Source organism: Sphingomonas aerophila (assembly GCF_014199305.1).
GTDB lineage: Bacteria > Pseudomonadota > Alphaproteobacteria > Sphingomonadales > Sphingomonadaceae > Sphingomonas > Sphingomonas aerophila.
On the sequence record NZ_JACIJK010000002.1, the window covers coordinates 73,802 to 100,569 of the forward strand.

General features: G+C 63.7%; 22 protein-coding genes. 14 read left to right on the plus strand and 8 right to left on the minus strand.

All coding sequences use genetic code 11. The features are described from left to right. Position 1: 1 nt before the first annotated feature. The 7 genes from FHS94_RS03140 (at position 2) to FHS94_RS03170 (ending at position 11,333) form a co-directional block, all read left to right on the plus strand. Entirely contained in the window at positions 2–628 is a 627-nt protein-coding gene (locus FHS94_RS03140) for an urea amidolyase associated protein UAAP2 (protein WP_184054592.1), read from the plus strand. Next, entirely contained in the window at positions 628–4,239 is a 3,612-nt protein-coding gene (uca, locus tag FHS94_RS03145; protein ID WP_184054594.1) for an urea carboxylase, read from the plus strand. Before FHS94_RS03140 ends, uca begins: the two co-directional genes overlap by 1 nt. Next, positions 4,239–6,017, plus strand: a complete 1,779-nt coding sequence (gene atzF, locus FHS94_RS03150) for an allophanate hydrolase (protein ID WP_184055260.1) — start codon at positions 4,239–4,241, stop codon at positions 6,015–6,017. Before uca ends, atzF begins: the two co-directional genes overlap by 1 nt. Before the next feature lie 83 nt (positions 6,018–6,100). After that, positions 6,101–7,504: an ATP-binding response regulator gene (locus FHS94_RS03155; protein ID WP_343055136.1), complete on the plus strand. Its 1,404-nt coding sequence runs from the start codon at positions 6,101–6,103 to the stop codon at positions 7,502–7,504. Beyond that, positions 7,488–8,420, plus strand: a complete 933-nt coding sequence (locus FHS94_RS03160) for a response regulator transcription factor (protein WP_184054598.1) — start codon at positions 7,488–7,490, stop codon at positions 8,418–8,420. The genes FHS94_RS03155 and FHS94_RS03160 overlap by 17 nt, the downstream gene beginning before the upstream one ends. A gap of 15 nt (positions 8,421–8,435) precedes the next feature. Next, the gene (locus FHS94_RS03165) at positions 8,436–10,019 is read left to right on the plus strand and encodes a tetratricopeptide repeat-containing sulfotransferase family protein (protein ID WP_184054601.1); all 1,584 of its coding nucleotides are present in this window, start codon (positions 8,436–8,438) and stop codon (positions 10,017–10,019) included. A gap of 444 nt (positions 10,020–10,463) precedes the next feature. Next, positions 10,464–11,333 (plus strand): Vgb family protein, encoded by an 870-nt coding sequence (locus FHS94_RS03170; RefSeq protein ID WP_246348333.1) that lies wholly within the window; start codon positions 10,464–10,466, stop codon positions 11,331–11,333. Here the strand turns inward: FHS94_RS03170 and FHS94_RS03175 are convergent. The 3 genes from FHS94_RS03175 to FHS94_RS03185 all read right to left on the minus strand — a co-directional run bounded on the left by FHS94_RS03175 (position 11,330) and on the right by FHS94_RS03185 (position 13,185). Further along, the gene (locus FHS94_RS03175; RefSeq protein WP_184054605.1) at positions 11,330–12,253 is read right to left on the minus strand and encodes an MBL fold metallo-hydrolase; all 924 of its coding nucleotides are present in this window, start codon (positions 12,251–12,253) and stop codon (positions 11,330–11,332) included. The genes FHS94_RS03170 and FHS94_RS03175 overlap by 4 nt on opposite strands. Positions 12,254–12,349: 96 nt before the next feature. Then, positions 12,350–12,679, minus strand: coding sequence for a UrcA family protein (locus FHS94_RS03180; protein ID WP_184054607.1), 330 nt, complete (start codon positions 12,677–12,679; stop codon positions 12,350–12,352). A 107-nt stretch (positions 12,680–12,786) separates the two neighbouring features. After that, positions 12,787–13,185: a hypothetical protein gene (locus FHS94_RS03185; RefSeq protein ID WP_221234520.1), complete on the minus strand. Its 399-nt coding sequence runs from the start codon at positions 13,183–13,185 to the stop codon at positions 12,787–12,789. A 207-nt stretch (positions 13,186–13,392) separates the two neighbouring features. On the opposite strand from FHS94_RS03185, the gene FHS94_RS03190 reads away from it, so the two are divergent. From FHS94_RS03190 to FHS94_RS03200, 3 genes are all read left to right on the plus strand, one after another. Beyond that, entirely contained in the window at positions 13,393–15,834 is a 2,442-nt protein-coding gene (locus FHS94_RS03190; RefSeq protein ID WP_184054611.1) for a TonB-dependent receptor, read from the plus strand. Between the two features lie 196 nt (positions 15,835–16,030). Further along, a complete protein-coding gene (locus FHS94_RS03195; protein WP_184054613.1) occupies positions 16,031–16,348 on the plus strand; it encodes a 2Fe-2S iron-sulfur cluster-binding protein in 318 nt (105 codons plus the stop codon). A 760-nt stretch (positions 16,349–17,108) separates the two neighbouring features. Beyond that, a complete protein-coding gene (locus FHS94_RS03200) occupies positions 17,109–17,294 on the plus strand; it encodes a hypothetical protein (RefSeq protein ID WP_184054615.1) in 186 nt (61 codons plus the stop codon). A gap of 149 nt (positions 17,295–17,443) precedes the next feature. Here the strand turns inward: FHS94_RS03200 and FHS94_RS03205 are convergent, their stop codons facing one another. The 3 genes from FHS94_RS03205 to FHS94_RS03215 all read right to left on the minus strand — a co-directional run bounded on the left by FHS94_RS03205 (position 17,444) and on the right by FHS94_RS03215 (position 21,152). Next, complete coding sequence (locus FHS94_RS03205; protein WP_184054617.1) at positions 17,444–17,950, minus strand: GNAT family N-acetyltransferase; 507 nt, start codon at positions 17,948–17,950, stop codon at positions 17,444–17,446. A 471-nt stretch (positions 17,951–18,421) separates the two neighbouring features. Then, positions 18,422–19,777 carry a sensor histidine kinase gene (locus tag FHS94_RS03210; RefSeq protein WP_184054619.1) on the minus strand — a complete coding sequence of 452 codons (1,356 nt, stop codon included), beginning with the start codon at positions 19,775–19,777 and terminating at the stop codon, positions 18,422–18,424. Continuing rightward, positions 19,767–21,152: a sigma-54-dependent transcriptional regulator gene (locus FHS94_RS03215; protein ID WP_184054621.1), complete on the minus strand. Its 1,386-nt coding sequence runs from the start codon at positions 21,150–21,152 to the stop codon at positions 19,767–19,769. The genes FHS94_RS03210 and FHS94_RS03215 overlap by 11 nt, the downstream gene beginning before the upstream one ends. Positions 21,153–21,298: 146 nt before the next feature. Here FHS94_RS03215 and FHS94_RS03220 point away from each other — a divergent pair, with 146 nt between their 5' ends. Genes FHS94_RS03220 through FHS94_RS03235 form a run of 4 tightly spaced genes read left to right on the plus strand, consistent with a single transcriptional unit; the run spans position 21,299 to position 26,068 of the window. Then, on the plus strand, positions 21,299–21,520 hold the full coding sequence (locus FHS94_RS03220; RefSeq protein ID WP_184054623.1) for a hypothetical protein: 222 nt from the start codon (positions 21,299–21,301) through the stop codon (positions 21,518–21,520). Beyond that, a complete protein-coding gene (locus FHS94_RS03225) occupies positions 21,517–22,839 on the plus strand; it encodes an efflux RND transporter periplasmic adaptor subunit (RefSeq protein ID WP_343055138.1) in 1,323 nt (440 codons plus the stop codon). Before FHS94_RS03220 ends, FHS94_RS03225 begins: the two co-directional genes overlap by 4 nt. 2 nt (positions 22,840–22,841) lie before the next feature. Further along, entirely contained in the window at positions 22,842–23,522 is a 681-nt protein-coding gene (locus FHS94_RS03230) for an ABC transporter ATP-binding protein (protein WP_184054625.1), read from the plus strand. A 29-nt stretch (positions 23,523–23,551) separates the two neighbouring features. Then, positions 23,552–26,068: an FtsX-like permease family protein gene (locus FHS94_RS03235; RefSeq protein ID WP_184054627.1), complete on the plus strand. Its 2,517-nt coding sequence runs from the start codon at positions 23,552–23,554 to the stop codon at positions 26,066–26,068. A gap of 58 nt (positions 26,069–26,126) precedes the next feature. On the opposite strand, the gene FHS94_RS03240 is transcribed toward FHS94_RS03235, so the two are convergent. Next, a complete protein-coding gene (locus FHS94_RS03240) occupies positions 26,127–26,417 on the minus strand; it encodes a DUF1488 family protein (protein ID WP_184054629.1) in 291 nt (96 codons plus the stop codon). A gap of 1 nt (position 26,418) precedes the next feature. Further along, positions 26,419–26,703 carry a hypothetical protein gene (locus FHS94_RS03245; RefSeq protein WP_184054631.1) on the minus strand — a complete coding sequence of 95 codons (285 nt, stop codon included), beginning with the start codon at positions 26,701–26,703 and terminating at the stop codon, positions 26,419–26,421. Positions 26,704–26,768 lie beyond the last annotated feature (65 nt).

Sequence of the window (26,768 nt, forward strand, 5' to 3'; positions counted from 1 at the left end):
CATGAGCACCGAACATCCCCTTCCCGGTACTATCCGTCACGACGAGATCGTGCCTGCGCGCGCGCCCTGGATGCATCGCATCGAGGCCGGCGAGACACTGCGCATCATCGATCTGGAAGGTAATCAAGCTGTGGACTTCCTGATGTACGCGGCCGCCGACGATGCCGAGCGCTACAGCGCTCAGGACACGATAGCCGCCCAGCGAAATATCTTCCTCAGGGACGGGGCAGTGCTGCTGTCCAATGAGGGCCGGCCGATGATGACCATCACCGGCACCAGTGTCGCCTATCACGACACGATTGGCGGCGCCTGTTCGTGCGAGTCCAACACGCTCCGCTACGGCCATCATACAAAGGCGCAGCACAGCTGCGTCGACAACTTCCTTGATGCTAATGCTCGCGCCGGTCGCGGCAAGCGTGACATGGTGTCCAACATCAACTTCTTCATGAACGTGCCGGTTGAAGCGGACGGAACGCTGGGCATCGTTGACGGCATCTCCGCTCCCGGCCTGACCGTGGACTTGCGCGCCGAGATGGACGTGATCGTCGTCGTCTCCAACTGCCCGCAGATCAACAATCCGTGCAACGGCTTCAACCCGACGCCGGTCCGAATGCAGGTCGCTGGTTGATGTTCACCAAGGTCCTGATCGCAAACCGCGGTGCGATCGCCTGCCGCATCATCCGCACTCTGAAGGCGATGGGCGTCGGCTCGGTTGCGGTGTTCAGTGACGCCGACGCCGGGTCGGCCCATGTGGCACAGGCCGACGAAGCGGTCCGCATCGGTCCTGCTCCAGCTGGCGAGAGCTACCTCAACGTCGATGCGATCCTGGCGGCGGCCGAAGCGACCGGCGCTGAGGCGATCCATCCGGGCTACGGCTTTCTTTCCGAGAACACGGGCTTTGCGGAGGCATGCGCAGCGCGCGGCATCGTCTTCATCGGTCCAACCCCGGACAACATTCGCGCTTTCGGCCTGAAACACACCGCGCGCGAGCTTGCCGCGGCACAAGGCGTACCGCTCGCGCCCGGCACCGACCTGTTGCATGACGAGGTCGCCGCGATCGAGGCGGCCGCGCAGATCGGCTATCCGGTGATCCTGAAAGCAACGGCAGGCGGCGGCGGCATCGGCATGAAGGTCTGCGCCGACGAGGCTGACATTCGCGAAGGTTTCGCCACGGTCGCTCGTCTGGGCGCGGGTAACTTCGGGGATGGCGGCGTGTTCCTGGAGCGCTACGTCGCACGCGCCCGCCATATCGAAGTGCAGGTCTTCGGCGACGGCTCGGGTCATGTCGTGGCACTTGGCGAACGCGATTGCTCCCTTCAACGGCGCAACCAGAAGGTGGTAGAGGAGACCCCTGCCCCGCTGCTGCCCGCCACCACGCGGGCCGCCCTGATCGACGCCGCCGTCCGGCTCACCTCGGCGGCAGCCTACCGTTCCGCCGGCACGGTCGAATTCCTCTACGACGCCGAGCGCGACGACTTCTTCTTCCTTGAGGTTAACACCCGGCTCCAGGTCGAGCATGGCGTTACGGAGCAGGTCACTGGCGTCGACTTGGTCGAATGGATGGTACGCGCCGGGGCCGGGGATTTCAGCTTCCTCGACGGCTTCGCCGCTGCGCCGAAGGGAGCGTCGATACAGGTGCGCCTCTACGCGGAGGACCCGGCACAGGACTACCGCCCCAGCTCGGGTCGTCTGGTCGGCGTGTCCTTTCCGGGAGGCGCCCGCGTGGACAGCTGGATCGCGGCGGGCACCGATGTCTCCGCTTGGTACGATCCGATGCTCGCCAAGCTGATCGTGACCGCCCCGTCCCGCGAGGAAGCGGTGGCCGCAATGCAGGACGCGCTCGACCGAACCACCCTTGCCGGCATTGAAACCAACCTCGACTGGCTGCGAACGGTGGTGCGCTCGGCACCGTTCACCAGCGGCGAAGTCTCCACCCGCGCGCTTGCCGACATCGCCTACTCACCACGAACGATCCGGGTCCTTGCGGGTGGCGCCTCGACCACTGTCCAGGACTATCCAGGTCGGCTGCGTCTCTGGAGCGTCGGGGTGCCCCCCTCGGGACCAATGGACCCGCTCGCCTTTCGGCTCGGTAACCGGCTGCTCGGCAACGCGGACTACGCGGCGGGGCTGGAAATCACCGCAGCCGGTCCGACGCTGCTGTTCAACGCCGCGGCCCGGATCTGCCTGACCGGCGCAGACTTCGGCGCCACCCTGGATGGAAAACCGGTCGGCTGTTACGAGATCGTCGATATTGCAGCGGGCCAGACGCTTAAGGTCGGGCGCGTCACCGGTGCTGGTATGCGCGGCTATATCCTAGTTGCGGGCGGGCTGGACGTTCCTTTGTTCCTTGGCAGCCGCAGCGCTTTCACCCTCGGGGAGTTCGGCGGTCATGCCGGGCGCGCGGTGATGACGGGCGACACATTGCACCTCGTCGGCATCATTGCGGCGAAGACTGAGGCGCCCTCACTCGCTCCCGCCGTTCGGCCGGAGATCACGCGCGAATGGACGCTGGCGGTACTTTACGGGCCGCACGGCGCACCCGATTTCTTCACCCCGGACGATATCGCCATGCTGCGCGCGACGGCGTGGAAGGTGCACTACAACTCCAACCGTACCGGAGTTCGCCTGCTCGGCCCCAAGCCGCACTGGGCACGCAAGGACGGTGGTGAAGCGGGCCTCCATCCGTCCAACATTCACGACAACGCTTATGCGATCGGCGCGGTGGATTTCACTGGCGACATGCCGATCATTCTTGGGCCGGATGGTCCCTCGCTTGGCGGCTTCGTGTGTCCCTTCGTCGTCGCTAAGGCAGATCTGTGGAAGGTCGGCCAGCTCGCACCAGGCGACAGCGTACGCTTTGTACCGATCGACAACACAACGGCAGTCGCGGCCGAACAGGCACAGGACCGCTTGGTCGCTACCCTGTCGAGCACGCCTCGGACCACGGCCGTGACAGGCGACGCTCTTGGCTCGCCGATACTGCATGCCATTCCTGCGCAGGGCGTACGCCCGGCGGTCACCTATCGCCAGCAAGGCGACCGTAACCTGCTGGTCGAGTACGGCCCGATCGTGCTCGATCTCGAGCTCAGGATACGCGTCCACGCGCTGATGCTGGACATTGAGCAAACTGAACTCGCGGGAATGATAGACGTGACCCCGGGGATCCGCTCGCTCCAGATCCACTACGACAGTCGGCGCCTGAAGCAGGCGGCCCTGATTAACGCGCTGGTAGCGGCCGAGGAGCGTTTGGGCGGCCTTGATGATTTCGAGATCCCCTCGCGCGTCGTGCACCTGCCGCTGTCGTGGAAAGACCCGGCGATCTACCAGACCATCGACAAGTACATGGAGTCGGTTCGCGACGATGCGCCCTGGTGCCCGGACAACATCGAGTTCATCCGCCGCGTAAACGGGCTCGCCAGCATCGACGACGTTCAGCGGATCGTGTTTCACGCCGATTACCTGGTGATGGGACTGGGCGACGTCTATCTGGGAGCGCCTGTCGCGACTCCGATCGACCCGCGCCATCGCCTTGTCACCACCAAGTACAACCCGGCACGCACATGGACTCCACCAAACGTGGTCGGCATCGGCGGCGCGTACATGTGCATTTACGGCATGGAGGGGCCGGGCGGATATCAGCTGTTCGGTCGCACTATCCAGGTGTGGAACACGTGGCGCCAGACCGATGCTTTTCGCGACGGAAAGCCATGGCTGCTCCGATTTTTCGACCGTGTCCGCTTTTTCCCGGTGAGCCATGACGAGCTGACCGACTGGCGGCGCGACTTCCCGCTGGGGCGACGCCAGATCCGCATCGAAGAAGACGTATTTCGGCTGTCGGAATACCGGGCCTTCCTGGCCGAGAATGCTGAGTCGATTTCCGCCTTCCAGGCACAGCGTCAGGCCGCCTTTGACGATGAGCGTGCGGCCTGGGAACGGGACGGCGAGTTCGACCGGGTCGCGGCGCTGAACCAGGAAGCGGATGGCGGCGAGGACGTTCGCGAAATCGACCTTCCCGAAGGTTGCGAACTGGTGGAGGCGCCGTTCGGCGGCAGCTTATGGAAGCTGCTCGTTACGGACGGCGGGAGCGTGACTGCGGGTGACACCATCGCGATCATTGAAGCGATGAAGATGGAGTCGGCCGTGATCAGCCCGGTCTCCGGTACGGTGCGTGAAATCTACGTACAGGAAAAGCAGTCACTTACCCCGGGCGGCGCAATGCTGGCCGTGGAGGTCGCATGATGGTCCCACCTTTCAACGTCCAAGCCATCGTCGCCGCCGTTACATCCGGGCAAACCAGCGCGGTCGCTGTCGCGCGCGAGGCGCTGGCGCGGATCAACGAATACGCCGCCGTCCAACCAGCCGTCTGGATTACTCGGCTGGCGGAGGACGCCGTTCTGGCGGCGGCGGCTCAGGTCGACGCCCGGCTCGCCGCCGGCGAGGTGCTCCCGCTTGCCGGCGTGCCGTTCGCGATCAAGGACAACATCGATCTGGCGGGCGTGCCGACCACGGCGGCCTGTCCGGACTTCGCCTACGTCCCCAATACCTCTGCACAGGTGGTCGCCCGGTTGATCGCGGCGGGCGCGATCGCAATGGGTAAGACCAATCTCGACCAGTTCGCGACGGGACTCAACGGGACGCGCAGTCCCTATGGCGCCCCTGCCTGTGTGTTCAACCGAGCCTATGTAAGCGGCGGCTCCAGTTCCGGTTCCGCGGTGGCTGTGGCCGCCGGACTGGTCGCGTTCTCGCTGGGAACCGATACGGCCGGGTCCGGGCGGGTGCCCGCCGCCTTCAACGGGCTTGTCGGCTTCAAGCCCACCAAGGGCCGCTGGAGCACGTCCGGATTGGTGCCTGCCTGCCGCACGCTCGATTGCATCACCGTCCTGACCCACAGCACCACCGACGCACGCGCTGTGGACGCTGCGGTCGCCGGCTTCGATGCCGCCGATCCTTATTCGCGTTCCGGCGAGGACCGTCCGCTCGTCGCTACCCGGATCGGGGTGCCGATGCCCGGCCAGCGCCTCTTCCTTGGTGATGCCGCGGCAGAGCGGCTTTACGAACAGGCGCTGATCAGGCTGGCGGCGGATGGTGCCGACCTGATCGAAATCGACATGGAGCCGCTACGCGAGGCCGCGATGCTGCTTTACGGCGGCCCGTGGGTGGCGGAACGCACCGCCGCCGCCCTGCCGCTGCTCGATGAGCGACCTGAGGCGATCGACCCTACGGTCCGCGCCATCATGGAAGACGGGCGCAAGGTCAGCGGCGTCGACGTGTTCCGGGGGCAGTATCGGCTCGCCGAGTTGCAGCGCCTTGCCGAGGCGATGTGGCGGGACATCGACCTGCTCGCGCTGCCAACGGCGCCGACCATCTACCGCATTGCAGAGATGCGGGCCGCGCCTGTCGCTCTCAACAGCAACCTCGGCCTTTATACCAACTTTGTAAACCTGCTGGACATGGCGGCACTGGCTGTTCCTGCGGGATGGCGGGACAATGGCACCGGATTTGGCATCACATTGATCGGGCCGGCCTGGAGCGACCTCGCATTGCTGGATGCCGGGCAGGCCTATGTCACGGCCGCCGCCCTTCCCCCTCCCCCACCACTCCACATCGAGGACTCAATGGATACCGTAAAGCTCGCGGTCGTCGGCGCACACCTTGAGGGGATGCCGCTCCATCGGCAGCTGACCTCGCGTAATGCCCGCCTGATCGCCACGACCACTACCGCGCCCTCGTACCGGCTGTATGCGATGGCGAACTCAACGCCGCCCAAACCGGCGCTGATCCATTCGGCGGAGGGTAGCGCGATCGCGGTGGAAGTATATGAACTCGACGTGGCGGCCTTCGGCAGTTTCGTGGTCGAGGTATCAGCACCCCTTGCGATCGGATCGGTGACGCTGGCTGACGGAACGGTTGTGAAGGGTTTCGTTGCTGAACCGCGCGCAATCGACGGCGCGACGGACATCACAGACCTTGGCGGATGGCGCGCCTACATCGACACGCTCTCGCGTCCGGGGGGCTAATGACCACGGTACGCCCGGACAACAGGTTTGAGCAACCAGATCGATCCGCGGCCGAGTGGGCCGGGACCGCGGACGAGCCATCTGTGCAAGCCTTTGCAGAGCTCCAGCGGGACAAGGTGGCAGCCGAGGCGGCAAACGAGGCCAAGACCCGCTACCTCGTCGCGGTCAGCCATGAGATCCGATCGCCGCTGAACGTGATCTATGGCTATGCGCAGTTGCTGGAGCGCGACCACGGCATCTCAGGCGCCGAGGCGGGAACCATCATCCGCCGCTCTGCCGAGCATGTTACAAACTTGGTCGAGGGGCTGCTGGAAATCTCGCGCATCGAGAGCGGCGTGCTGACGATCCGGTCAGATCTCGTCGATATTCGCGGCCTGCTCGAGCACATCGTTGACATGTTCCGCATGCAGGCTGCAGCAAAAGGCCTGACTCTGACTCTTGTTCTAAAGGACAGGCTGCCTGATCAGGTGAGGACGGACGAAAGACGCCTGCGGCAGATCCTGATCAACCTGGTCAGCAACGCAATCAAGTACACTCAGGCTGGACAAGTGTCGATCACGGTCGGCTATCGCAGCCAAGTCGCCGACATCAGGGTCGCTGATACCGGGATCGGCATCGCTCTGGACGATCTCGAGCGCATCTTCGAGCCGTTCGATCGAGGCAGCTCGACAGAGGCACAGGTTCAGCCCGGAATCGGCCTTGGGCTTGCCATCACGCGGGTCCTTGCGCGCGTTCTGGGCGGTGACATAACCGTTACCAGCACTCCCGGCGCGGGTAGCGAGTTCCGGTTCAGGACAATGCTCTCCGCCCCAGTCGTTCCGACAAGATCAGTGAACCAGGGTTCACGCATAACCGGTTACCGCGGAACACGACGCACCGTGCTGGTGATCGACGATGATCCCGCCCAACGCGCCATTCTGGAGTCGCTGTTGAGTGCTCTCGGTTTCATCGTTCGGATGGCGACAAACGGGGCGGAAGGCATTGCGCTCGCAGCGAGCAATCCGGCCGACATGGTTCTGCTCGACATTCAGATGCCCGGCATCAACGGTTGGGAGGTCGCGGCCCGCCTCCGGAAAGACCATGGCGCGGCGCTGCGCATCATCATGGTGTCGGCAGACGCGCATGAGTTTCGTGCTGGTGGAGACGGGCGCAGCAGCCACGACGCCTTTGTCACGAAGCCGGTCGAGCACGACACGCTAGTCGCTTTGATTGGTACCCAGCTGGACCTATATTGGAACGAGGCGGAGCCGGAAGTGACGGAAGACTGTGCGCCGGAACATATCGCCTTGCCAGCAGAGGCGGCCCCCTTGATCGAGAGACTTCGTGCGCTCGTCAACATTGGCCATGTTCGCGGTATCGAGAGCGCGTTGGACGATCTTCAGGATAGGGTCCCCACCGCGGGCCCTTTGGTGTCGTCGCTGCGCCGTCACCTCGACAGTTTCGACCTGCGCTCCCTGCTGAAAACGATCGATGACGCAGCGGAATAGCATCGTGGACGCGCCCCGGCCGGTTATCCTGGTCGTCGACGACACACCCGAAGCGCTGCGGTTCCTGACGAGCACGCTTGAAGGCGCAGGCATGAGCGTGTTGATCGCGATCGACGGCATGGCGGCCCTGGACTTACTGAAAAGCGTGACTCCGGACCTCATCTTGATGGACGCGGTCATGCCCCACCTCGACGGCTTCGAGACGACCCGGCGGATCAAAGGCGATCCCGCATTCCAGCACCTCCCGATCATCTTCATGACCGGGCTAACCGAAACTGAGCATGTGGTCCGCGGCCTTAATGTCGGCGGGATCGATTTCGTGAACAAACCGATCGTCATTGATGAGTTGCTGGCACGCATACGCGTACATCTCGCCACGGCTCGGGTCGCCCATGGAAGCCAACTCGCGCTCGACATGAGCGGCCGACCAGCGCTGGCCGTGGATGCTGCGGGCGAGCCGCACTGGTTGACCCCAGCGGCCGGCGGGATGCTCGAACGCCTGTTTCCCGGTTGGTCCTCCGCCTCGGGCACCTTGCCCGAGCCGTTTCTAAGTTCCGTCCGAGAGCTTCAGGCGAGTGCACCGGCGCCTGGCGCGCGAACCACCGTTGCCGCCGGTGAGCGCACCCTGGAAGCCAGCCTCCTGCGTTGCACAGCCGCCGGCCAATGGGTGTTCCGCCTGGCCGATCGGCATGAGGGAGAGGAGAAGACCATCCTTGCCGCGCAGCACGGACTCACTTCGCGCGAAGCGGAAGTCTTGTTGTGGATCAGCCGCGGCAAGCAGAACCGGGAGGTAAGCGAAATTCTGCAGATTAGCCCGCGCACAGTGAACAAGCATCTCGAGCAGATATTCGAGAAAATGGGTGTGGAAAATCGCGCATCGGCCACGGCGATCGCGGTCACCACCCTGACGCGATAGGGCGGAAAAAGCCGGATGGATCAGATACGATTTTCCCCTGCTCGCGGGCCTTCCATCCGCGCAGCGATCGCACGCGGTGAAATCGGCGTCGCCGTCGCCTCTGCCATACGCTGGCGCAACGAAGCGCCGCGTTCTGCCGAAGCTCATTTTCTTGCGGGTCTCTGCTCAGCCATGCTCGGCAAGGTGACGGCTGGCATCGAGATGATCGAGCAGGCGGTGGAGCTTGACGCGCAAGGCGAATACCACGCTCAGCTTGCTCGCCTGTACACGCTGGTACGGCGGGACGAAGACGCTGCCAGGGTCCTTAGCGCCGCCGAAGTGTCGCCGCCGGCAGATGCGCTGGGCCGGGACACGATGGGCTGCGTTTACGCGCGACTTGGAAACCATGCGGCCTCCCTCCCCCATTTCGCGGAAGCTGTCCGCCTGGCACCGGAAAACACCTCGTTCCGCTATAATCAGGCGGCGGCGCTGAGCTTTGTCGGGCGCCAGAAAGAGGCGGAGCAGCAACTCGAGGCGCTGATCGAGCTGTCGCCGGCGGACGCTCGCGCGCATCATCTGCTGGCCGGCCTGCGCAAGCAAACCCCACAGAGCAACCATGTCGAACGGCTCTCCGCCACGCACAAACAGGCTCGCTTACCGCGCGACCGGCTTCTGCTTGGCTATGCGCTGGCCAAGGAGCTCGACGATCTGGCCGACTCCTCGGCCGCGTTTGCCATGCTGGCCCACACCAACGCGGAGCATCGCGCCAGCCTGCCCTACCGCTTCGAGGATGATGCCGCGATCTTCGACGCGGTCGAGTCCTGCTGGCCGCAAATTGCCGAGGCTGTCGCATCGGACCCGTCGCCCGCTTCGCCGATCTTTGTCCTGGGCATGCCACGCACCGGCACCACGTTGGTGGACCGCATCCTCTCGTCCCACCCGGAGGTGGAAAGCGCAGGCGAACTTCAATCTTTGCCTTTGGCGGTGAAGGCCGCCGCCGGAACGCGTAGCCGCACCGTGCTCGATCCCGAGACGATCTTTGAAGCGGCGAATGTTGACCCCGGCAACATCGGCCGTGACTACCTCACCCGCGCAGCCTCGCATGTGCCCGGCAAGAAGCCTCGTTTTGTCGATAAATTTCCCGGCAACTTCTTTTACGTTGGCCTGATCGCCCGTGCGCTGCCGAACGCCAGGATCGTATGCCTCCGCCGCAATCCGCTCGACACCGTCCTCGCAAACTATCGTAATTTGTTCGCGATCAGCTCGCGCTATTATGACTATAGCTACGACCTGCTCGACACCGCCGCCTATTTCCAGCGGTTCGACCGCCTGATGGGGTTGTGGAGGGAAGCATTGCCGGGCCGGGTCCTCGAGCTTGGCTATGAGTCCCTCGTCGCGAACCAGGAAGAGGAAACACGCCGGTTACTCGGCCATTGCGGGCTGAGCTGGTCCGATGCGTGCCTAGATTTCCAGGCCAATGCCGCCCCAGTCTCGACGCCAAGCGCCGCACAAGTCCGCCGCCCTTTATACCGCGACGCCGTGGAGCGATGGCGCCGTCATGCAGAAGCGCTGGCGCCCGCGCGCGACTTCCTCACCCGGCATGGGATCGTGGTGGAGTAGCATCGCGAGGCGTACGTCATTAGACCACCTGCTGCCATCGCCCGCTCACCCTATCGTTCGGTCAGGCGGCCCTCTCGCCGCCGACATAGCTGGTGAAAAGCATGAGAGAGCCTGCCCAAAAGCCCGCGCTGCCAGTGATGATGGCCATCAGGGACAGGGTTCTGACTGTGCTAGATCGCATGTTCGGCACGAACAGCAACGACGGATCATCGCTGTCGAGCCGGACGCCGTTCCACTATCCGGGCCAGCCAGTGTTTGAACCCTTTGGGCCGAAGTCAAATCGCCAGAGAAACGAACGTGTCGAGGGCGCTTCGTGATCGTGTGGCAGGTCAACGCAAGCAACGATGGATTGTACACCGGCGCAGGGAAGCTCTGGCAATGACAGAGCGGGCGAGAGGATGGGCGGCTGCGGCGCTCGGCTGCTGCATTGCGCTCACACCTGCGATGGCGGCCGCTCCGGCCGAGCAGGTGCAAACCGTGCCCGGCTTCGCGGATTTCCTCGCGGTGGATGGCGATTCCGTTTGGGCCACCAATGTTGGCCGCGTGGAGCGTTGGTCCCGCAGCGGCAAGCGTGCGGAAGTTGCCATGACCCGGCCCTGCGGCGCCATGGCGGTCGCCTTCCGTTCCTTATGGGTCGCGGATTGCAAGCAGCGGACGCTCAACCGCATCGATCTGAAAACGGCGAAGATCATTGCCGCCATCCCGACAGGCATTGCTAATCCCGCGGGCGAACTGAACGTGGTCGCCGGTGCTGGTTCAGTCTGGGTGGCGAGCGACGCCACCGGTATGCTCGCCCGGATCGACCCGGCCCGCAATCAGGTGGCAACCTCGATCCGGGTTGATCCTGGCACTTGCTTTCTGTCCTTTGGCTTGGGGTCGCTCTGGGCGGTCAGTGCTACCCGACAGACGCTACAGAAGGTCGACCCAGGCACGAACAGCGTAGTCCAGACAACCGCGCTCGGACGCGAGCCCGGCTTCCTCGTCGCGGGCGAAGGCGCCGTGTGGGTTCAGGAGCAAGGCGATGGAACCGTGGCCCGGGTGGATCCCGTCACCGGCGCCGTGTCGGGCCGGGTCAAGGTAGACGAGACCCTGAAATATGGCGACATCGATGCGGGCGGGGGCAAGATCTGGCTGCGCACGACCGCTGGCCAGAGCTTTGTCGTGATCGATCCCAAGTCGCTCGCCATCAGGGCACGCGTGGGAAAGGCGTCTGGCAGCGGCGCCCTTCGATACACGCGCGCAGGTGTTTGGACCACGGCTCATGACGCCCATACGCTGTCATGGTGGAAGAAGCCGGGCCGTATCGGCAGTTAGTTGATCTTCGGCGCCACCGGATAGACAATGAAGTCTGCATGCCGGTCGAGTTCCGGCGGTATCTTCGCCATCGTGACAGCTTGGTCCAGTTCCTCAATTGCTGCCGGAGGGAGTGCCAGTCCGTGCTCCCCCGGATGCGCCACTGCCTTCATCGGGTAATCCTGCCCTGCCGTGGTGGTCATTTCGATATGGGCGCCCAGCAACGCCCGGATCGGGTGACCTTTCGCGAAGGCCGCCAGCCGGTCCGCGCTCGCGCGGAACTCTTCGAACCGGTCTTGGGGCACATAAAGCCGGCCCGGGTACAGCATGTCACCCGAGAACATCAGTCGGGTTCGGGCATCATAGACCATCATGTGCGCGGGCTCATGACCAGGCGTAGGGACGATGGTGAGCACGCGACCTCCCAGATCGTAATGGCTGACGGCGCCGGGCCAGCCCTGGATCCCGAAAAAGGCTGCAACCTCCTGCGGCTTCAGCCCGACTACCTCGGTATCCGGACGGCCGCGGAACTCTCCATCACCGGCATGATGATCGCCATGTCCATGCGAGTGCGCGACAACGAGGTGTATTGGACGATTGCCGTGCCGCGCCCGCCAGTCCTCAATCAAGCGGTCGATCGTAGGACGAATGCTCAGTCCGCCAGCGCCGCTGTCGATCAAAAGCGCCCGTTCGCGGCCGAACAGCAGGTAGAGGAACGGAGCCTCGAAATTCGTCTTTACCGACTGGCGAATGACGAACGTGCCCGCGTCGATCCGCTGTACCTGCGTTCCAGGTTCCTGCGCGGCTCCGTTGATCCACGGGGCGAAATGCGGGCCGGCATCGCCGGGAGCCGCCGCAAGGGCGAGCAGCGTCACAACCAGCGCGGCAGATCGATGTATCGGGGCCGCCCGTTGGAGGCCACGTTGCAGGAAGGAACGCATCGAGGGACAAGCCTAGACCCGGCGGACCTCGCGACCATACGCCATTTGACGAAGCCGCCTTGTGATCAGCAGTGATCTAGACGGCTTCTGTCCCGCTCAACGCATGGCAAGCTGAGTATTCGATCCGGGATCCCGCGCTGCCGTTGCCGACGCGACACGCGTCCGAATGTCAGCCATTACATCGGCGCGGCATTCACGCGCCTGCGCGTCCAGCGCCAGATGGATCGTGCTCGTCCCTCGACCGCAGACCGCGCTTGCCGCATTTTCCATCCGGATCGCGAGGCGCCGCTGACCGTCAACGCTGGTGAGATCAAGCCCGCGTAGACTCAGTACCGCGCTGTCGGCCGAAAGCGGTTCCGAGCCAGGCGCCGCAAGCGCTGGAGTTGCGATAAGGACGGCGGCACACGCTGCCAAAGCGAATTTCATCATCGTCTCCTGCATTGCTCGCCCATCGCTCTCTGGCGATTGGGTCGCAGCCATGTAGGACCTGCCACGCGTGATCACAAGCGGCAGGTATTTCGAGGCGATCCGGATCAGTGCGCGCGAACGATCAGCGACGCCAGTTCCAGCCGAGTACCGAGCGAGCCCGGCGGCAGGGCCACTGCCACGGAGTGCCCTGTCCCGGCCTGCGCATCGACCAGGGTCAGGATCACTGAATAGCCATGGGCGATCGCCCAGGTTCGCGCCGTTGAGAGCGGCACTGTGACCTGCCAGGCCCGCTCGCCCTCAACGGGCAGGTCGCGCCCGTTCACCTGCACGGAAACAGACGGGCTGCTCCGATGCCCCGACAGGCGCAGGCAGCTGTCTGCGCCGCAGGCGACCAGCCTTGCGGCTGTCGGCTGCCCCGCCTGTGCCGGCAACGCTGGCGCCCCGAGCGAAAACACCGCGCCCGAAAGTGAGGCGGTCGCTAGACGTAAAGCACGGTATACCATGGCGGAAGGATAAGCCTCGGCAGTGCGTCGCGGCATTCGTCGTTTGACGTAAAGGCCCGCCCCGGCCCGCCCTTACGTCAAATACCCCATGTCGGTCGGCCGCCAACATCCACAATCTGTTTCAAGCGAGCGGCCCCGAGCGAGGCGTCGACGTCGGCCGAAGGTTTGCGGAGAGGCCAGGAATTCAGGTTTTCCAAGGGGGATTTAATGGCAGGACGTTTCTCACGCGCAGGTCTGCTGTGCGCCACCGCGCTGATCGGCGTGGTGGATGCCCCAGCGCTGGCACAGGAAGCCACCCCGCCCCCGGCCTCGACCGAGGATAAGCCGACGGCCGACCTCAATGAGGCAAACGACGTGGTGGTTACCGGCAGCCGGCGACGGACTACACTTCAGGACGCGCCGATCAACATCAGCGCGGTGTCCGCTGAAACCATCCAGTCGCAGCGTCTGGACGACATTCGCTCCCTCGCCGCTTTTACGCCCGGCGTTACCGTGGCGGATACCGGACCGGCTTCTACCGGCAACATCATCCTGCGCGGTATCTCCTCGGGTGATACCAGCGTGTCGGGCGCGAACAGCGGCAACTCCGTCGGCGTCTACCTCGGCGAGGTTCCGCTGTATCTCGATTTCAAGCTGATCGATATTGACCGCGTGGAGGTTCTGCAGGGGCCGCAGGGCACGCTTTATGGCCTTGGAACGCTGGCAGGCGCGGTCAGGTACCTTCCCAACCGGCCCGACACTGACCGTATCTCGGTTGACGCCCATGGCCGCGGCTATGCGCAATCGCATTCTGACGACTTCGGAGCGGTTGGCGATGTGGCGATCAACCTACCGCTCGTCCAGGATCATATCGCGTTCCGCACGGCCACCGGCTACTACGACAACGCCGGCTTCATCGATTACAATTACCTGCTCCAGCAGCCGGGTGTTTCCGACCCGCAGCCAGGGCGCGCCTCCGCAACGTCAACCGGCTCGTTCGGCACGAACGTGGATTACGCGCGAAACTTCAAGCGGCGCGAAGACGTGAACTATGAACATACCTTCACCACGCGCAATCAGCTGCTGCTCGAATACAACCCTGACCTGAAGGCATTCCTCACCTACGCTCACCAAGATACCAAGACCGGGGGGCAACAGGCCAACGGCGCCGGCGTGTTAGGGACCGGCCGATATGAAGGCCCTTGGCGTTATCTCGAGCCCGTCAAGCGCAAGGCCGATCTCTTCTCGGCCGAGCTTAACATCAACCTCGGCAACATTGCCCAACTCGTCAGCACGAGCGCCTATACCAAACAGCATATCACCAGCGTCGACGACAACACTGACCTGCTGCTCGACCTTGATTACGGTTATGAGGCGTTTCCGCAATTCTCGTCCTACGCCGACAACGAGCAGCGTTACAGGCAGTTCAACCAGGAGGTACGCCTTGTTTCCTCCCATGGCGGACCGTTCAGCTGGATCATTGGTGGCTTCTACAATCGACTTAAATTCAACAGCAACCGGAACGAGTACACGCCCGGCTTCGCCCAGTACTTCGACATCCCGCGGCCCGATAACCTCGAATACATCTCCGAAATCCGGAGCAAGACAGTCGAAAAGGCAGCCTATGGCGAGGGCACGTTGCGCCTCACCGACGCGTGGCAGGTGACGGGCGGAATACGCTATTTCAAGTATGACGCGCAGGTCCGCGGTGGTTCCGATACGCCCCTGTTCGGCGGTGGTCTGACGCGCATGCCCTACCCTTCAACCACCATCGCCGAGAGCCGAATTCGCACCGGCGATACCGCCAAAGACGGCGTCGTGTGGAAGGCGAACACATCCTACAAGTTCAGTGATGGACTGCTTGCCTATTTCACCTACTCGACCGGCTATCGCGTCGGCGGGGTCAACCGCGTCGTGCCTTGCCTTCAGCCGCTTCCACCAGGGCAGAACCTCTGCGCCCTTCCGAACGAGCTGGTGTTCGGGCCGGATCGAACGCGCAACAAGGAGATTGGCGTCCGCGCCAGCCTGTTCGACAAACGGCTGCAACTCACCGTTGATGGCTTTGAGGTAAACTGGACGGGCGTGCAGGTGCCCAGCCAGACGGTGAACGGTGCAATCGGCGTGACCGTCAATGGTGCCGACGCCGTATCCAGGGGCTTCGATGTGCAGGGCACGGTGCGGATAGTTCCCAACCTGACGCTGATCGGCACCTATTCCTATGTCGATGCCCACCTGACGCAGGACGTCGCCGGTTTGGTGGTGAGCCAAGGCGTGCGCTACGACGCCTTTTCGGGGGACCGTCTGCCCGGGTCGGCCAAGAACTCCGGCAGTGCCAGGCTCATCTACACACACTCATTAGGCCAGGACCGTAAGATCGAGGCGATCTGGGCCACTGTCTATCGCGGCGACATCTACTCGCGTGTTGGCCTGCGCGGCAACGGAGAAGCAATCAAGGGCTATGTGACACATAGCGCGTCGATCAACTACATCGCCAAAGACTTCGAAATCGGGCTGTTCGCAGACAATCTCACCGACAAATATGCTGTCACAGCCATCAGCAATGACGTTTCTTCGTTCAATCAGGTCCGCACGGACGTGGTCGAGCGCTATTATTCACGTGGTGTGCTGACGCCCCGGCGCGTGGGCGTCGAGTTCAGAGTCCATTATTGACCGGGTTGAGAAAGTGTCACCGCTGCCGATCAATGCTGAGCCATCATGGGTGGCTCAGCTTGATGGAAATGTAGCGCCCCCGATCCGGCGAAGTTCGCTCGCATCGTCAACGCAGTCAACGACACGCCCACCATCATCCACCGAACGTCTCCGCGACTTCAGCACAGATGCCGTCCGGACATATACAGGAACGACCATGGCCAGTTTGATCGTGACCACGCGCGAAGGCGACACATATGATTTGGCCGCCACCTCCGGCCTTTCAGTGATGGAGATCGTCCGCGAGGGTGGGGTCGATGAACTGCTGGCCGCGTGCGGTGGGTGCCTGTCATGCGCCACATGTCACGTCGTCGTCGATTCATCACAGGCCGCGTTCTTGTCACCGGCTAGTGACGATGAAGAGGATCTGCTCGACGGACTCACCGCCCGGGTGCCAACATCGCGGCTGGCATGCCAAATCCAGTTCGAGGACAGGCTGGACGGTCTTCGCGTCACCATTGCTCCAGAGGCCTGAACGGTCGTTTGGCTTGACGGGATCATCAGGCTAGGCGGGCAGCCAGCCCAGCAAGTTACGCGTGGTGCGTACGACTTCGTCGCCCTGGGACTTTAGGCTGCCCTGCTTCAAGCCCCGTGATTTATCGCGATAGCAGTGACCGACTCCGCGAAGGGGCACTCCGAAAGGAACATGTCGGGCGCCATCCTGCTCTCGGCAGCGGCCAGGCTTAGCTCAGTGCCGACCTGCGTGCCCTGCGCGTCAGGGACAGGAAGGAAGCTGGCTCGCCCCGCCCGGAACAGCGTTTCCGCATCGCGCGGCTTGTGGCCTGTATCAGCTTTGAGCTTTTCCAGACGCTCAAGAGCCGCACCATGCTGGGCCGCGTTGAGGCGGCGCTGTGGCTGGCATGCTCGCCACGCCGCGACTCTTCGGGCAAAGGCGGGAGCGGCCCTGATTGCCCTGACGCTCCGGCTCGCGAAATCCGCGTCGGCGGTGCCCCTCAGCCTGTCTGCCGGATTGGCATCGCCTGCGCCTTTCCCCTGCTTTGGGCGGCTGCGGTTCGAGACGGCGTGCAGGCAGGGTGCCCAACCCTGGCAGGGTGCGCCCCATCGCCTAGCCTGGACCTCCGGCTAGCTCCCTTTTGAGCGGATCGGTAGACCGGTCGCGCGCCAGGATAGAGTCCCGTCTTAACCATTTACTAGCCGAGCAAACCTATGTTTTAGACGAATTAGCGGAGAGCCGGGGGGCTGCCCGCACTGGCAGATGAGGGATCGAGCGGACGATGGTTGGGGTCGTGGTGTTTACCTATGGGCTGTTGGCGAGCTTCGTGCTTTCGGGCGCGTCGCGGAACGAGCGGATGCGACGGCCAAATCCGCCGGTGCTGGACTATATAGCGTATTTACTGTTCGGCATGTCAGCGGCCGCGTCGGTGCTGCTGAGCGGCTATGCCGTGTGGCAACTCATATAGGCTACGCCAATGAAGGTCTGGGCCGGCCAGCGTAGTTTTGGCCGGCGCAAAGGCGGCAAACGTACTAGCGCCTCAGACGCGGGGTGGCGATGGAGGATTATCTCGACCCCGTCATGCCTGATAGCCAGCAATGGCGTGCCGGAAGCGTGCTACTTGCGCTCGAACATCGTCAGGCACGCGCCTCGATAATCAACGGCGCCGAAACCAATGTAGCCCAGTTTCTCTGCCACCCGGATCGAAGCCCGGTTGTCGGGGTGGATGATGCACACCGTGCGCAGAGGCTTTTGGCTCTGATGCATCCAGGCGTGGACGGCGGCAGCCGCCTCCGTCGTGTATCCGTTCCCGTGCGCGGTGCGGGCCAAGACCCATGCTGCTTCCGGAAATGGGTCGAATGCCTCTCCAAAGCCGCGAGAAAAGTGCGCCAGTCCCACTTCGCCGACGAAGGCACCGCCGGCCTTCTCCCGGACGGTGCACATGCCGTAACAATATGAAGCCCAATGCCCGATGTTGCGTAGGAGCTTGTTCCAGGCGTCTTCCCGGCTGGCCGGCTTGCCGCCGATGAATTCGACCAGTCCGGGATCACTGTTCATCGCAAACGAGTCTTCGAAGTCGGCGAGGGTCGGCCTAGTCAGGATAAGGCGTTCTGTTTCGATCATACCTCAACCGGCTTAGCGGCTCCCCTGATGCGTCTCCGGCGCTCTCGAACTGCCAACGGCACGGCGGATTACACGAACAATCCGAAGGCGACGAATACTCGAGCGAGCGTTTGGTCGTGTTCGGGCTGCGCGATCCCAACCAGGCACGGCACCAGCACTATCGGGGCCGTCTTGGTTACCCAGCACAGGAACGTTCCCTCCCAGGTCGGTCATGAGCGCCTTGGTCGACGAACAACACGAGTGCAGTGGCCACCACCTTGAGGCCGAGAGCGACGACCACGACCCAACTCAGAGCGTCGATCTTGTTCGCGAAGCCGAGATGCAGCATCCTACGTCCGATACTGCGTCGTCAAGCGGGGCAATGTGGTCGGGCAGGCGTAGGCAGGCTGTATGCCTCTCCCCGGCAGCGACAAAGGCTATCCGGGAACCTGCTTCCCGCTGCGGGAGTGACGGGCACTGGACCTCACCCCACTAAGGCATTGCCCCACTGGCCGTTACCCCGCCCGCGACGGGCGTCAGAAAGATACGCATCGCTGCACCACCAAGCTCACTCTCGCCAATTTCAATACGCCAGCCATGCGCAACGGCAATCTGGCGCGCGATGTTTAGGCCGATGCCGGTGCCGGCAGTTCTGGTCGTGAAGAAGGGTAGAAACACGTCGTGCCGTGCGGCGGCGGGCACGCCCGGCCCATTGTCCTCGACCGTGATTACCGGCCCAGCCAACTGGTCGTCACGCATGGACAGGCGAACCTGCGGGTGGTCGAGGTCCTGCGTTGCCTGCGCCGCGTTGCGCAGCAGGTTGATCAGCATCTGAGCGAGCAGGTCGGGGTCTGCGATCACGACCATTGCCGGGTCTTTTGCCACTTCCAGCGCGTGGTCGATCCACTCAACCTGGAAAAGGCGCTCCAGTTCGGCTGCGAAGGGGGCAGCGGCGAAACGGCGTGGGCGCGGCTCGGGCAATCGCGCGACCAGGCGGTAGCTGTCGATGAAACGACGCATCCCTTCTGCCCTACGCGCCAGGGTCATAACGGCAAGCCGCGCCTCGTCCAGATCAGGTTCCTCCTCGCCCAGCAGCACCGCTGTCGTCCCCGCAAGCGAGGTCACCGGCGTCAGGGAGTTGAGGATCTCATGGGTGAGCACGCGCACCAGATCGGTCTGCGTTCCAACTTCCGCGGCGTCGAGCGCACCCTGCACCGGCTCGACCGCCAGGACTTGCACCGGGTCGCCCAACCGAGCCACCACCCCTGAGCGCACGATCGCGCGCTGCGTCCCGCCGGGTAGATGCAGCGGCACGATCTCCTGTGCCGACGGGCCGCTCCGCGACAGGCAAGCGAGCAGCGCATCGCCATAGACGCGAAAGTCGGCGACACCGACGCCGTCGTGACGGTTGAACAGTTGGCGCGCAGCCTTGTTGGCCAGCGAAACCAAATGCGACCCGTCGACCGTCAACAGCGCCACGGGAAGATCGTCGATCAGCGCCTCGCAAAACCGAAGCTCCTCGGTGATTCTCACTCGCTCGGCCTGCAGGTCGCGCATGGCGCCGTTCAGTGCGTCGCCCAGCCTCGCAAAGCCACTCCCGCCGCGGTGGTCGAACCGCATCACGAAATCGCGGTATCGCAAGCCCTCCATGAACCGCGCCAGCATGATGTTTGTCCGCCTGACATGCTGGACGAGGCCGACGGCGATGCCGCCGACCGCCAGCGCGGCCAGCAGTGTCGCTGCGCCCATTCGCCCACTGGTCGCCGCCAGCGACAAAGCCACCAACGCTGCCGCGAGCCCACCGGTCCAACCCGCCAGACCCCAGGCAAAGCGCCGTTCAAAGCCCATGCTTCTCCATCCGCCGGTATAACGCGGCACGCGACAGCCCGAGTTCGCCAGCGGCTGCCGAAATATTGTAGCCGTGCTTTCGCAAGGCCTCCTCCACCAGTCGGCGCTCGACCCGGTCGAGGTTCAGGTCCTCCGCGCGCCCGTCCACCACCGCTTCGGACGCGAAGTGCCGCACCGCAGGCGCCAGCGCAAAATCCTCCCGTGTCAGCGACCCAGCCCCCGCCAGGATCACGGCCCGCTCGATAGCATGGCGGAGCGCGCGGACGTTGCCAGGCCAGTCATGCGCCACCAGGGCATCCAACGCGTCGGGGGTCAGCCCTGGTATGTCGCGCTTGTACCGGTTGGCGTAGAGCGCGAGGTAGTGGTCGACCAGCGCCGGTATGTCCCCCCGCCGCTCGCGCAGCGCCGGCAGATCAATCTCTACTGTGTTGAGCCGGAAGAGCAGATCCTGCCGAAAAAACCGGGGATCGCGTAGCATTTCTGGCGTCATGTTGGTCGCGGCGATGACCCGGATGTCGACGGGGACAGCCCGGTTCGCGCCAACCGGCGTCACCACCCGCTGTTCCAAAGCGGTGAGCAGCTTGGGTTGCAGCGCCAGCGGCAGGTTTCCGATCTCGTCCAGGAACAGCGTTCCGCCGTCCGCTGCCTGGATGCGGCCGATCCGATCCGCGCGCGCGTCGGTAAAGGCACCCTTCACGTGCCCGAACAGCTCGGAGTCGATCAACTCGGTGGAGATTGCGCCCAGGTCGACGCTGATCATGGGCTTTTCGCCCCGCAAGGAATGACGGTGGAGATCGCGCGCCACCAGTTCCTTGCCGGTTCCATTCTCGCCCAGCACCAGCACGTTCGCATCGGTTGGCCCTGCCCGCGCGATCAGCGAGTGAACTCGAGCCATCGCAGGTGCGCTGCCGATCAGTGGGGTTTCCCCCGGGGCGCTGCGGCCGACATCGGCCAGGGCCGGCGTTGCGGTCCGCCGCGAGCGGCTGAGCGCCGCGGCGGTCCGCACCGTGCTGAGCAGCCGGTCGTTGCTCCAAGGCTTCGACACGAAGTCGGTCGCGCCCCGCTTCATCGCCTCCACCGCGACATTAACACCCGCATGAGCCGTGATCATGACGACGATCAGCTGCGGGTCCGCCGCCAGCAGCCTACCGAGCAACGCCAAGCCTTCCGCCGCGTCAGTCGCGCCGCGAGCGAAATTCGCGTCGAGCAGCATCACATCCGGATGCCGATCCGCCAACAGCGCAACGGCTTCCTCAGGCCGAGACAAAGTCACGATCTCGCGGAACAGGCCGCGAAGCAACAGCCGCGCGGCCACAAGGATGTCGTCATCGTCATCAACGACGACCGCTAGTTCGAACTCCGCCCCCTTCGTCATCTGATCGGATCCGTACAGCCACCGTGCGGAAGCGAACAATCAACAATCGTGCCAGAGCCGCAACGAAGGAAAATACGTCGCGCCACGCAGATTGGCACGCTCGCTGCAACGACCTGCACATGGAACATCATGTTACGAGGTCCAGGATGGAACGCCGCTCGACACGCCGTGCCGTGCTGCTGCTCATCACGGTGCTTGCTTGCTGCCTGACAGTGCGGTCTCCGCTTATGCCGACGCGGGACTGGTACTTCAGCGTGGAAGTCGCGCAGGTCCGCGTTTCGGTCGGGATGGCGGCTGCGCCTGTCCGGAACCGAACAGTGTTGTTCAATACCGGACAGGTAATCGCGGCACTGGGGCTGGCACAGTGACCGTGCAGTCCCTGCGACAAGGGGCCGACCCGTCCGTCCGCCCCGTAAGCGGCAGCGATATGGATCGGGTGGTACAAGCGCGCCGCTGGCCGCGTGCGGTGCCCTGGATTGCCGGAAGCGCCCTCCTTGCGGTCCTGCTTGCGCTTTTCTGGACCTATGCCCCACGCCAGGGCTCACAGACGATCTCCAGCGACCGGCTGACCATTTCAACGGTGCACAACGGCACGTTCGAGGACTTCATCCCGCTGCGCGCTCGCGTAACGCCGCTACTCACGGTTTATCTCGATGCGATCGAGGGCGGTCGTGTCGAGAAGATCCTGGTCGAGGACGGCGCCATGCTGGCCAAGGGTCAGCCCATCGTAGAGTTGTCCAATGCGGAATTGCAGCTTTCCACACTAGCGCGGCAGACAGAAGTCGAGCAGCAGATCAACAATATGCGCTCGCAGGAGCTGGCGCTGTCGCAGACACGGCTCACCAATGAACGGGCGATTCTGGAAGCCGGGCTCGCGCTCCAGAAAACGCGACTTCAATTCAATCGCGAGGCGCCGCTGGCGAACCGCGGCTTTGTGACCGGCAGGCAGTTTGCCGACACCACCGCGCAGCTCCGATATGAACAGGACCGCCTCGCCGCGCTCCGCCGCGGCCAGGCGAACGACGAGCGGCTTCAGTCGAGCCAATTGGCGCAGCAACGCGCCTCCATGGGCTCGATGCAGTCCGGCCTCGCGATCGCACGCGACAATCTCGACGCCTTGAAGCTACGCGCACCTGTCCCGGGGCAATTGTCCGGCTTCAATCTTCAGGTGGGCGAGTCCCTGTCACGTGGCCAGCGGATCGGCCAGGTCGACAGCCCGGGCCGCAACAAGTTGATGGCGGGCATTGACGAATTCTATCTCGGCCGCGTTCAGCTCGGCCAGAAGGCGTCCGTCGACTGGAACGGAAGAAGCTTTGCGGCGAAGGTCACCAAGATCTACCCGCAGGTGCAGAACGGCCAGTTCCAGGTCGACTTTCAGTTTACGGCCGCGGAACCGTCCGACATCCAGCGCGGCCAGACGCTTCAGGCCAAGCTGGTTCTGGGCGATCCGGCCCCAGCGCGCATCATCCCCAACGGCGCCTTTTACAACGAGACGGGCGGCGCGTTCGTGTTCGTCGTCTCGCCGGATGGCACCTCTGCGGTGAAGCGGTCCGTACGCCTCGGCCGCCGCAACGATGCCGCGATCGAAGTGCTCGACGGGCTGGATGCCGGCGAGCGCGTCGTCACCTCCCCCTATACCGGTTTCGCCGACAAGGACCGGCTCGACCTTTCCATCGCAAAGGATTGACCATGCTTCACATGCGCGCGCTCTCTCGCGTTTATCGTACCGACATGGTGGAAACGACCGCGCTCGACGCGATCGACCTGGACATCGGCGACGGCGAGTTCGTCGCGATCATGGGCCCGTCGGGGTGCGGCAAGTCGACGCTCCTGAACCTGATGGGAATGCTCGACCTGCCCAGCAGCGGATCGTACATGTTCGCCGGCCAGGAAGTGGCGGACCTGCCGGAAGCGAAGCTTGCCACGGTTCGCAAGGCGAGCATCGGGTTCATCTTCCAAAGCTTTAATCTGGTCGACGAGCTGACGGTGCGTGAGAATGTGGAGCTCGCACTTCTGTACCACGATGTGCCCGCCGCGGAACGCAAGCGTCGGACCGACGAAGTTATGGACCGTGTCGGCATCGCGCACAGAGCCCGCCATCGCCCGAGCCAGCTATCGGGTGGCCAGCAGCAGCGCGTCGCGGTTGCCCGCGCCCTTGTCGCCGAACCCAAGCTGATCCTCGCGGACGAGCCGACGGGCAACCTCGACACCAACCATGGCGAGGAGGTGATGCGTATGCTCCAGACGCTGAACGCGGCAGGTTCGACGATCGTGATGGTCACTCACTCGCCCGCCCATGCCGACTACGCCAGCCGGGTCGTCAACATGCTCGACGGGCGTGTCCTCCAAGAGCGTCTCCGGGCCGCCTGATCATCTTCTCCCGCATTCGGAGCACTGCCATGTGGCGCAACTATATCACCGTCGGCCTTCGCGCTTTGGCGAAGAACCGGGCGTACAGCGCGATTAACATCGTCGGCCTTGCGCTGGGTCTGGCGACCTGCGTGCTGATCTTGCTCTATGTTCGTTACGAGACGAGCTACGACGCATGGTTGCCCGATGCCGACCGCGTGTTCCAGGTGCAGACCCATTATGCCGCGACACCGTCAGGCGGTGAGGAGATGCACCTGCAGATGAGCGGCATCGTCGTCGGCCGCACGTTAAGGAAGGACTATCCGCAGCAGGTCGAGAAACTTGTCTGGGTCCGTAGCTTCGGCCCGATCGTCATCCAGGATGGCCAGGCCAGCAAGATCGAGAACCTGCGCAGTGTGGACGACAACCTGTTCGACATCTTCAAGGTGCCGTTCGTTCATGGCTCACCTGAAACCGCCCTGCCGGACTCTCACTCGATTACGCTGTCCGAAAGCGAAGCGAGGCGCCGCTTCGGCGACGCCAATCCGATGGGCCGGACACTCACCCTCGTCGAGAACACTGGCCCTGTCGATTACAAGATCACCGGCGTCTTCAAGGACTGGCCGAAGAACTCGAGCTTCAGTGCAAATGCCGTCGCGCGCATGGACCTCGACACGCAATTCGCGGATCGTGTGTCGCAGCTTACGAGCTGGACCAACCAGCAGGGCTGGAACTTCGTGAAGCTGCGGTCACCGAACGATGCTGGACTGATCTACAGCCAGATGCCCGCCTGGGAAAAGCGGAACATCCCGGACTTGCCCAGCGAAGGACGCAAGGACAATCCGGGCGACTTCCAGGATTACCGTTTAGCCAACATTCGCGATGTTCACCTCGGCCAAGCGCAGGACGGGTCGATCACGCCTGGCAATGATCATCTGACCGTGCTGACATTCGCGATCATCGCATTGCTTGTGCTTGGCATGGCCTGCGTAAACTTCACGAATCTCGCCACCGCACGCGCCTCGCAACGAGCGCGCGAGGTTGCCCTGCGCAAGGTGCTCGGCGCCTCGCGACGTCAGCTGATCATGCAGTTCCTCGCGGAGTCGATCCTCGTTGCAGCCATTGCGATGCTGGTCGCGCTCGCCGCAGTGGAGCTCCTCTTGCCGGCCTTCAGCGCGTTCCTCCGCGCGGATATCGAACTTCACTATTTCGGGGCTGGCGGGATCCTGTTGCCAGTTGTCGTGCTGGTGCTTTTGGTCGGCCTGATGGCGGGCCTTTACCCCGCCTTCTATCTGTCCCGGTTTGAACCCGCCAAGATCCTGAAAGCGAACAAGTCTTCCGCTGACGCGCAAGGCTCCGGCCACCTCCGCAACGCATTGGTCATTGCCCAGTTCGCGGTGTCGATCGGCCTCATCATCTGCACCGGGATCATCTATGCGCAAACGGTTTATGCCCGAACCGCCGATGCGGGATACAGGCGCGACGGCCTGCTTCAGATCGGCAACCTTGGATATCGAGGGGTCGAGAAGCGCGACGCCCTGGTCGTCGAGCAGATCCGCCGTGTTCCGGGCGTAGAAGCCGCCGCCCGATCCCAGATTGCGGTAGATCCTGGCGGGAATTCGGTAAGCAGTGTGTATCGGGAGGGGTCGACCGATTCCGTCGATCTTGGCTCGTACGCCGTCGAATACGGCTTCTTCCGCGCGATGGGGATGAACATCGTTGCGGGCCGCGACTTCTCGGAGGCACAAAGCCGGGACGACACTACCACGCCAGTGCCATCCGACCCGGGATTCCCGGCAATTGCACGCGCGCTTGCCCAACGCGGCGCCAATGTGGTCATCACCGAAGAAGCAAGTCGTCGGCTGGGCTTCAGGTCACCGCAGGCTGCAATCGGTGCGCGCCTGCGGACCGAACTGTTGCCGAGCGAATACGGCCTTGTGCCCATCACGGTTGTCGGTGTCGTGCAGGACGCCCGCTTCCGCTCGATACGCGATCCGCTTCAGCCCATCGTCTACACCGCACAACGGGACCTTTTTTCCGATCTCCTTGTACGGTTCTCGGGCAGTCCGAGCCTGGTTCGCGAAGCCGTGGAACGGGTCTGGAAGCGCGTTATCCCGCAGGTACCGTTCGAAGGTCGCTTCGCGGACGACATCGTTCGGGAGCAATATGATCAGGAGGCCGCGCGTGGTCAGTTGTTCGCCGCCTTCGCCGTTCTCGCCGTGGTGATTGGCTGCCTGGGCCTTTTCGGCCTGGCCGCGTTCACGGCCGAACGACGCACGAAGGAGATCGGCATCCGCAAGGTGCTGGGCGCCCGCACCCGCGACATTGTCCGCCTGCTGGTCTGGCAGTTCAGCCGGCCGGTGCTGATCGCGAACCTGATTGCCTGGCCTGTCGCGTGGTGGCTGATGCGAAGCTGGCTAAACGGGTTCGACGTTCGGATCGCGCTCACGCCTGTTCCGTTTCTCCTGGCCGGCCTGCTCGCATTGGTGATCGCAATCGTCACGGTTGCAGGCCATGCCTATCGCGTGGCGCGTACCAGCCCCGTGATCGCCCTTCGCTACGAGTAGCGCAGCGCCGTTCGGATGGCGCGGCCGTACCCAAGCGAGCATTAGGAAAGGTTCCCGATCAGCCCGCAATGTCGAATGCCGTGAGAAGGATCGGCGGCTCTCCCCCGAGCCGTGCGACAAACTCACGTCGGGCAATGCGGTGGATGTCTGCCTCGTTTTCGACGAAGACCTCGATCGCGGTTTCCCGGTCGATGCCGTCCCGGTCCGGGTCGAGTAGCTCCAGAAGCGCCTCGGCGGTGATCAGGAACTCGACCGCGCCCAAGTCGGTGTGGCCAAGGAACCCGATGGCTTCCCGATCCGGGACCCACTCCCAGTCTCCAGGTTCGAAGCGGACACTGGCCTTTGCCACGTCAGTCCTCACCTCCACCGGCCGGGAGGCGCCCGGCCAAGGCGAGAATACTATCGCCGTTGAACCTGTCGTGTAATGCGCCATCGATCTGAACAGGACGCTCGGGCGTGAGCACCGCTGCCGACCTGTGCTCCGGATCCAGGGCGCCCCAGGCACGAACCGCACCTTCAAGGCTGGTGACCTCCGCCACGTCCTCGCTGCCGCGCGGCACATTCTCGAGTGCGGCGCTCATCCGCCATTCAATTTGCGGAGTTTTGGCGCTCTCGGTCCAGCTTGCCTCGGTCATCAACTCAGGTCTCCTGGCTGCCGACTATGCGGCAGCTCTGACCATCAAGCGCTTCTGGTGCTTCC